This window comes from Phaeovulum sp. W22_SRMD_FR3, assembly GCF_052113705.1.
Taxonomy (GTDB): Bacteria; Pseudomonadota; Alphaproteobacteria; order Rhodobacterales; family Rhodobacteraceae; genus JBGQOG01.
Map to the genome: position 1 here is coordinate 40,675 of NZ_JBGQOG010000025.1, position 7,962 is coordinate 48,636.

General features: G+C 64.8%; 8 protein-coding genes. All 8 read right to left on the reverse strand.

The annotated features are described in order from the left end of the window. Positions 1-14 precede the first annotated feature (14 nt). The 8 genes from purF to alr all read right to left on the reverse strand — a co-directional run bounded on the left by purF (position 15) and on the right by alr (position 7,758). Entirely contained in the window at positions 15-1,478 is a 1,464-nt protein-coding gene (gene purF / locus ACEN2S_RS20815; RefSeq protein ID WP_441870100.1) for an amidophosphoribosyltransferase, read from the reverse strand. A 146-nt stretch (positions 1,479-1,624) separates the two neighbouring features. Further along, positions 1,625-2,239, reverse strand: coding sequence for a CvpA family protein (locus tag ACEN2S_RS20820; RefSeq protein WP_441870102.1), 615 nt, complete (start codon positions 2,237-2,239; stop codon positions 1,625-1,627). Between the two features lie 34 nt (positions 2,240-2,273). Continuing rightward, positions 2,274-3,644 carry a DNA repair protein RadA gene (gene radA / locus ACEN2S_RS20825; RefSeq protein ID WP_441870104.1) on the reverse strand — a complete coding sequence of 457 codons (1,371 nt, stop codon included), beginning with the start codon at positions 3,642-3,644 and terminating at the stop codon, positions 2,274-2,276. 183 nt (positions 3,645-3,827) lie between these two features. Continuing rightward, positions 3,828-4,265: a paraquat-inducible protein A gene (locus ACEN2S_RS20830; RefSeq protein WP_441870106.1), complete on the reverse strand. Its 438-nt coding sequence runs from the start codon at positions 4,263-4,265 to the stop codon at positions 3,828-3,830. A 7-nt stretch (positions 4,266-4,272) separates the two neighbouring features. Beyond that, the gene (locus ACEN2S_RS20835; RefSeq protein WP_441870108.1) at positions 4,273-5,034 is read right to left on the reverse strand and encodes a DNA repair protein; all 762 of its coding nucleotides are present in this window, start codon (positions 5,032-5,034) and stop codon (positions 4,273-4,275) included. A gap of 89 nt (positions 5,035-5,123) precedes the next feature. Further along, complete coding sequence (locus ACEN2S_RS20840) at positions 5,124-5,870, reverse strand: ABC transporter ATP-binding protein (protein ID WP_441870110.1); 747 nt, start codon at positions 5,868-5,870, stop codon at positions 5,124-5,126. Further along, entirely contained in the window at positions 5,867-6,637 is a 771-nt protein-coding gene (locus ACEN2S_RS20845) for an MlaE family ABC transporter permease (RefSeq protein ID WP_441870116.1), read from the reverse strand. The genes ACEN2S_RS20840 and ACEN2S_RS20845 overlap by 4 nt, the downstream gene beginning before the upstream one ends. Before the next feature lie 68 nt (positions 6,638-6,705). After that, the gene (alr, locus tag ACEN2S_RS20850; RefSeq protein WP_441870112.1) at positions 6,706-7,758 is read right to left on the reverse strand and encodes an alanine racemase; all 1,053 of its coding nucleotides are present in this window, start codon (positions 7,756-7,758) and stop codon (positions 6,706-6,708) included. Between the last annotated feature and the right edge of the window lie 204 nt (positions 7,759-7,962).

Below are 7,962 nucleotides of genomic sequence, written 5' to 3' on the forward strand. Positions count from 1 at the left end.
CCATTGCCCGAGGGTTACTCGGCGGCTTTCATCTGGAAGCCCTTTTCCAGCTGATCCGACGGTGCCACCGGATATTCGCCGGAGAAACAGGCGTCGCAATATTGCGGATTGGCCTTGTCACGGCCCCCGGCTTCGCCTGCCGCACGGTATAGCCCGTTGAGCGAGATGAACTTGAGGCTGTCCACCCCGATCCAGTCGCGCATCTGCTCTTCGGTCATGTTCGCGGCCAGCAGCTTGTCGCGGTCGGGCGTGTCAACACCGTAGAAACAGGGCCAGGCGGTGGGGGGCGAGGCGATGCGGAAGTGCACTTCGGCCGCGCCCGCGTCGAGGATCATATCCTTGATCTTGCGCGAGGTGGTGCCGCGCACGACCGAGTCGTCGACCAGAATCACCCGCTTGCCCTTGATCAGCGCGCGGTTGACGTTCAGCTTCAGCCGCACACCCATGTTGCGGATGCTCTCGGTCGGCTCGATAAAGGTCCGGCCCATATATTGGTTGCGGATGATCCCCATCGCATAGGGGATGCCCGATTCCTGGCTGTAACCGATGGCGGCGGGGGTGCCGCTGTCGGGCACCGGGCAGACCAGATCGGCCTCCACCGGGGCTTCTTTCGCCAGCTCAACCCCGATCTGACGCCGCGTCTCATAGACCGAGCGGCCGCCGATGATGCTGTCGGGACGGCTGAAATAGACATGCTCAAAGATGCAGAACCGGCCCTTGGACGGCCCGAACGGGCGCGAGCTTTCGACCTTGCCCTTCGAGATCACCACCATTTCGCCCGGCTCGATCTCGCGGATGAACTCGGCACCGATGATGTCGAGGCCACAGGTCTCGGAGGAGAGCGCATAGCCCTCATCGCCGATCTTGCCCAACACCAGCGGCCGCACACCCAGCGCATCGCGCACGCCGATCAGCTTGGTCCGGGTCATCGCGATGACCGAAAACGCGCCTTCGACGCGGCGCAGGGCATCTTTCATCCGCTCGGAGATGTTTTTCTGAATGGAGCGCGCCATCAGATGGATGATGCATTCGCTGTCCGAGGAGGACTGGAAGATCGAGCCGCGCTCGATCAACTCGCGCCGCAGGGCGGTCGCATTGGTCAGGTTGCCGTTATGGGCGATGGCGACACCGCCCATCGACAACTCGCCAAAGAAGGGCTGCACATCGCGGATCGCGGTATTGCCCTTGGAGCCTGCGGTTGAATAGCGGACATGGCCGATGGCCAGGTCGCCGGGCAGGGTGTCCATCACCGAACGGTTGGTGAAATTGTCACGCACATAGCCAAAGCGGCGGGCAGAGTTGAAACCGTCGGCAGCGTCATAGGAGACGATACCACCAGCTTCTTGCCCGCGATGCTGCAGCGCGTGCATGCCGAGGGCGGTGAAATTCGCGGCATCGGCAACGCCGATCACCCCGAAAACACCGCATTCCTCCTTAAGCTTGTCATCGTCAAAAGGGTGGGAGAGGAAGGGGCGCATGGCTACTCCTGTTCCGGGGGGGCTTTCGCGCTCCATCTAATGCCAAACGGGAGGACTGTCACGCCCTCCCGTCATCTATTCCGTCATATCCGGGTTACCTTTTTCGGCAGGGCTGCTGTGCGGCCCGGCAAAAAGGCAGGATTTGCTCAGTTCGCGGGCAGCGGCGCGGCCTCTGCGGGGGCGGTCGTCGGGGTGACGGCGGTTGCCGGTTTCGGGCAGCTTTCCACCAGCGCCTCATAGCGCGCCACGATCCATGCCGGGGCGTCATCGGGCATTTCCTTGTCCATCGAGCCGGTCAGCTTGGCGAAAACCTGCGCCGAGCGCGAGTTGTCGACCATCGGCACCGAATCCGAGGCGAGGAAGCGCTCATAAACCGCCAGCGCCACCGCCACGAGGATCACGCCACGGATCACCCCGAAGAGGAAGCCAAGCCCCTGATCCAGCCCGCCCAGCACCGAGCGCTGCACGACGGAGGCAAAGAGCGGCGTCAGGATCGAGAACAGCACCAGCGCCAGCGCCGAGACCGCGAAGAATCCGGCGATGGTGCCGAGTTCGCAATTGTCCGCGAGGAATTTGTTGATCACCGGCAGCTGCGCGACCATCGGGCGCGCGGCGGCGGCGAACATATAGCCCAGCACAACGGCTGCCAGCCAACCGGCGATCGACAAGGCCTCGCGCACGAAACCACGGCTGTAGGCGAGGATCGCCGACAGCAGGATGACCACGGCGACAATGCCGTCAATGATGGTGAATCCGTCCATATGCCTGTCGTTCCCTCTTGCCGCCCGGGGGGCCTCAGCCCGCGCCGAACATGTCTCCAACGAATGTCACGAGGTCGGGCATCTTGCGCAATGCCATTCCCTCGCCCCCGTCGGCTTTGGTCCGCTCTGGGGCAATCGCTTGTGAAAAACCAAGTTTTTGCGCCTCTTTCAACCTGTTTTCCGCCTGACCCACCGGACGAAGCGCCCCGGAGAGAGAGATTTCGCCGAAAATCACCATATCGGGCGGTAAAGCCACATCTTCGCGGGCGCTGAGCAGCGCCGCGGCCAGCGCCAGATCGGCGGCAGGCTCCATCACCCGCATGCCGCCGGCGACGTTCAAAAACACATCAAGCCCGGTAAACGGGATGCCGCAGCGCGATTCCAGCACCGCCAGAATGGTGGACACCCGCCCCGAGTCGAGCCCCACCACCGTTCGCCGCGGGGTCGAGAGCGTCGAGGGCGCGACCAAAGCCTGGATCTCGGTCAGCACCGGGCGCGAGCCCTCGATGCCCGCAAAAACCGCCGAGCCGGTCTGCGCCTGCCCGCGTTCTGACAGGAACAAGGCTGAGGGGTTGGTCACCTCTGCCAGCCCGCCGCCGGTCATCTCGAACACACCGATCTCATCGGCGGGGCCAAAGCGGTTCTTCACCGCGCGCAGGATGCGGAACTGATGCCCGCGCTCGCCCTCGAAATAGAGCACGGTATCGACCATATGCTCGACCACGCGGGGGCCCGCGATCTGCCCTTCCTTGGTGACATGGCCCACGAGGATCACGCTGACGCCGCGCCGCTTGGCAAAGGTCACCAGCTCATGGCTGGCCGCGCGCACCTGCGAGACCGAGCCGGGGGCGCTGTCTACCATGTCCGACCACATGGTCTGAATGGAATCGATGATCACCAGATCGGGGCGCTCGGCATCAAGGGTGGTCAGAATATCGCGCAGGTTGGTCTCGGCGCCGAGCTGCACCGGCGCATCCGCCAGCCCCAGTCTTTGCGCCCGCATCCTGACCTGCGCCGAGGCCTCCTCGCCCGAGATATACATGCATTTGAGGCCGCGCCGGGCAAAACTGGCGGTGGCCTGCAAGAGCAGCGTGGACTTCCCGATGCCCGGATCGCCGCCGACAAGAATCGCCGAAGCGGGCACGAGACCGCCCCCCAGCACCCGGTCGAACTCCTCCATCCCCGACATGGTGCGGGGCGGCGGCGCCTCTTCCGTGGCGAGCGTGGTCAGGGCCATCACCTTGCCTTTGGCGGCACCCAAGGTCTTCGAGCCGGGGCCGGACGAGAGCGGCCCTTCTTCGTTGATCGTGTTCCAGGCACCGCAGGCCTCGCATTTGCCCGCCCATTTCTTATGGGAGGCGCCGCAGGCGGTGCAGGTGAAGGTGGAGGAGGGTGCTTTTGCCATGCGCCCTTCCTGCCCGAAACCCCGGCGGGGGGCAAGGTGGCGCGCGGCGCAAGGGGGGCGCTGCCCCCCGGCCTGCGGCCTCCCCCCGAGGTATTTGGACCAAGAAGAAAGCGCGAGGCGGAGGCAGGGCCTGACATCTGGGCTTTGCCTGATCTTAAATATCCCCGCCGGAGGCTTCCGCAGTCAGTCTTTGCGGGCGGGAATGTGGGAGAGCGCGAAGCTTGCCAGCACGCAGAAGGTGAAGAGATAGAGGCCCCAGCCGGTTTCCACCCGTCCGACCCCGGTGCCCTTGGCCAGAACAATATAGAGTGCGATGAGGAAGACATCGGCCATCGCCAGTCGCCCGAGGAATTTGAGGGCGGGGAGCAGGCGGGGGCTGGCGTGGTTGTGCTGGATCAGGGCGAGGCCGATCACTTTCGCCATTGGGGCGACCAGCGCCAGCAAGGCGACGGTCAGCGCGAGGAATATGTCGGTATCCCAGAGGCTGCGGATGCCGGTCAGGACCGAAATCGCGTCGAGGTCGAAGAAGGGCAGCAGACCGGCGCGCAGCAGGGGGGCGGCCCAGGCGATGGGAAACAGGATCAGCAGCGCCAGATTGGCGATCCTGAGGGCGCGTTTCATCTGTGGATCACTTTTGCGGCTTGGTCATCGGCACGACATTGGGCTCGCGCGGATCTTCCAGCTCATAGCCGAGCGCGGGCAGCACGGCGCGCAGGTCTCGGTCGAGGAGCTTGAATTTCTCGGACAGGCGGCGCTCATCGGCCTCGACATCGCGCAGCCAGGTCTGGATCTCGTCGCAGGCGGCGCGGGCGAGGCCGATCTGCTCTTCCATCATCTGTGCTTCCTCCTGCCGCTGGGCGAGGAAGGCCTTGGCGCGGGTGACCTTGGCGTCGGAATAGATCTGCGCCAGATCACGGCTTTGCAGGCTCATCTGTGCCGCGAGCTCCAGCACCTCGGGTTCCAGCGCGCCCAGATCGGGGTGGCGGCGCAGATGGGCCATGCGTTCGCGCATCGTGTCAAACTCGCCCGAGAGCGCGAAAACCCCGGCGCGGTCGGCGGCATGGGCCGTGCGATAGGCGCGGGTTACATCCTCCATCCCGATGTGGAAATTGCGGTGCGAGCGTTCGAGCCGCGCCACCCGCTGATGGCTGGGGAGGTAAAAGACGAGCGACAGGGCGAGGGCCGCGATCAGGATTTGCAGCGCCGCCCCGGCATAGGGCAGATCGCTGCCGTTCCAGCGCGCCGCGATTTCGAGCCAAGGGAGCACACCGGCCGCAGCAAGGGCCACCGCGCCGAGGCTGACCAGCGCCAGCCCCATCAGCAGTGCCATAGATAGGGCAGAAACCATGCCCTGTGCGCGGCTGTACATGCCGCCGGATTGACCCACCATACGCGCCCCCAGAAAGGTTAACAAATTCTCGGCGGGACGCGGTGGAAATGCAAGAAACTTTTTCAAATCAAGCGCATCAGAGAGAAAGCTCAGCGGACGGATTCAATCGGGCCTTCGGCGCGGCCGTGGATGAATTGCTGAACGTAAGGGTCTGATGTTGCGTCCATTTCGCTGATCGGCCCCGTCCAGCGCACCTTGCCGCCATGCAGCATCGCCACCTTGTCGGCGATGGCGCGGACGCTGGTCATGTCATGGGTGATGGTCATCGCCGTGGCGCCCATTTCCACGGTGATTTCGCGGATCAGCTCATTGATCACGCCGGACATGATCGGGTCGAGCCCGGTCGTCGGCTCGTCGAAAAAGATGATCTGCGGCTCGGCGGCGATGGCACGGGCCAGGCCGACGCGCTTTTGCATGCCGCCCGAGAGTTCCGCCGGGAAGAGGTCGCCCACCTCGGGCTTCAAGCCGACGCGGCGCAGCTTTTCCATCGCGATCTCACGCGCTTGCGCTTTCGGCAATTTGCCCGGACCGCGCAGCAGGCGGAAGGCAACATTCTGCCAGACGCTCATCGAGTCAAAGAGCGCCGCCCCCTGAAACAGCATCCCGAATTGCGCCAGAAAGGCATCGCGGCTGACGCGGGCGACATCCTCGCCGCCGACGCAGATCCGGCCCGCATCGGGGGTGACAAGGCCGAGGATGCATTTCAGGAGCACCGATTTCCCGGTGCCGGAGCCACCGATGATCACCATGCTCTCGCCCTTGTCGATCCGCAGATCGACACCGCGCAGGACCGCGTTACTGCCAAAGGCTTTCTGGACGTTCTCGAGGGTGATCATGCGCTGAAAAACACTTCGGTAAGCAGGTAGTTGCAGGCGAGAATGGCGATGGAGGCGGCGACCACGGCGGATTTGGTGGCCCGGCCCACGCCCTGCGCGCCCCGGCCCGAATTCATCCCGTAATAGCAGCCCATCAACGCCACGATAAAGCCGAAGGCCGCGCCCTTGATCAGGCCCGAGCCGACATCCCAGGGCTCCAGATAGGCCCAGGTGTTTTTCAGATAGGTGACCGAGTTGAAATCAAGCCGGTTCACGCCGACAAGCCAGCCGCCCATGATGCCGATCACATCGCCGATGCCGACCAGCACCGGCACGCTGAGCGTGGCGGCCAGAACCCGGGGCAGGGTGAGATATTTCATCGGATTGGTCGAAAGGGTGGTCAGCGCGTCAATCTGCTCGGTCACCTTCATCGTGCCGATTTCCGCGGCGATGGAGGAGGCGACGCGCGCCGCCACCATCAGCCCGCCCAGAACCGGCCCCAATTCGCGCACCATGCCGATGGCGACGATGGAGGGCACCACCGCCTCGGCCGAGAAACGCGCGCCGCCCGCATAGATCTGCAGCGCCAGCGCCGCGCCGGTGAAAAGCGAGGTCAGCCCCACCACCGGCAGCGAAAGCCAGCCGATTTGCAACAGCGCCACGAGGAACTCGCGCGGGTAGAACGGCGGCCGGATCAGATGCCCGACCGTTTCACCGGCAAAAAGCGCCAACCGGCCCGTCGCGGCGCAGAGCCCCAGCACGGTCCGCCCCAGCGCAGCCAGCGGCATCAAAAGGGTGGGGGTTTTGCCAGCGGCGGCGGCCCCGGCGGTGCCGGCGCGCGGTGTTTCTGCGCGACTCATGCGCCGGTCCCGCCTGCGTAATGGCGGCGGTAGCGATGGCCGAGCGAGGTCAGAATCTCATAGCCGATGGTGCCCGCGACCGACGCCAGATCGTCCACGCCCTGTTCGGGGCAGAGGATGTCGAGGGCGGCAGGAACCTCGCTCAGATGGCTGACATCGACGGTGATCAGATCCATTGAGACGCGGCCGCGGATCGGGCAGGGCACGCCATTGGCATAGACCATTGCCTTGTTGGAAAAGGCACGGGTCAGCCCATCGGCATAGCCTGCAGCAATGGTGGCGATGCGGGTGGGGGTCTCAGCCTGCCAGCCGCAGGAATAACCCACGATCTCGCCCGCCTCGACCTCGCGCAGCTGCACGACGGGCAGCGACAGGCGGACGACCGGCGTGGCATTGGTGAAAGGCGCGCCGCCATAAAGGCCAACGCCGGGACGGGTGACGTCGAAATGATACTCGGGGCCGAGCAAGATGCCCCCGGTCGCTGCGAGCGAGCGTGGGGCGGAAATGCCATCGGTCATCCGGTGGAACTCGGCCAGCTGCGCGGCATTCATCGGGTGATCGGGCTCATCGGCGCAGGCCAGATGGCTCATCACCAGTTTCGGGCCGGCGTTCAGCACGATCTCGCCAATCGCCTGCCATTCCGGCATCTCGAGACCCAGACGGTTCATGCCGGTGTCCAGCTGGATGCCAAAGGGCGTGCCAGGCAGAGCCTCGAAATGCCGGGTGACCTGCTCGATGGAATTCAGCATCGGGGTCAGGCCGAGGTCGCCGATCATTTCGGTGTCGCCCGCCATATGGCCGGAGAAGACGAAAATCTCGGGGCCTTCGCCCAAAGATTGCCGCAACATCGCGCCCTCTTCGGTGGCCGCAACGAAGAATTTCCGGACACCGGCACGGGCGAGCATCCGCGCCACGCGCGCTGCCCCCAGACCATAGCTGTCCGCTTTGACCACGGCACCGGTTTCGGTGTCGCGGCCGCTTTTGGCGTCCAGTGCCCGCCAATTGGCAAGCACGGCGTCCAGATCAATGCGCAGGGTTCCAGTAGCCATAGCGCGGTTTTGACAGGCCGCGCGGCAAGGTCAAGAGGAAAGCGGTGCGATCGGCGGAAGGTGGTGGAAAGGGGGGGGGGGGGGCCCCCCCACCCCCCCCCCCCCCCCCCCCACCCCCCCCCCCCCAAAAAAACCCACCCCAAGCTTGTGTTCCAGCCAAGTACAAACCTTCGGGGGAAGGACCAGGAACCAAGAAAAAGAAGG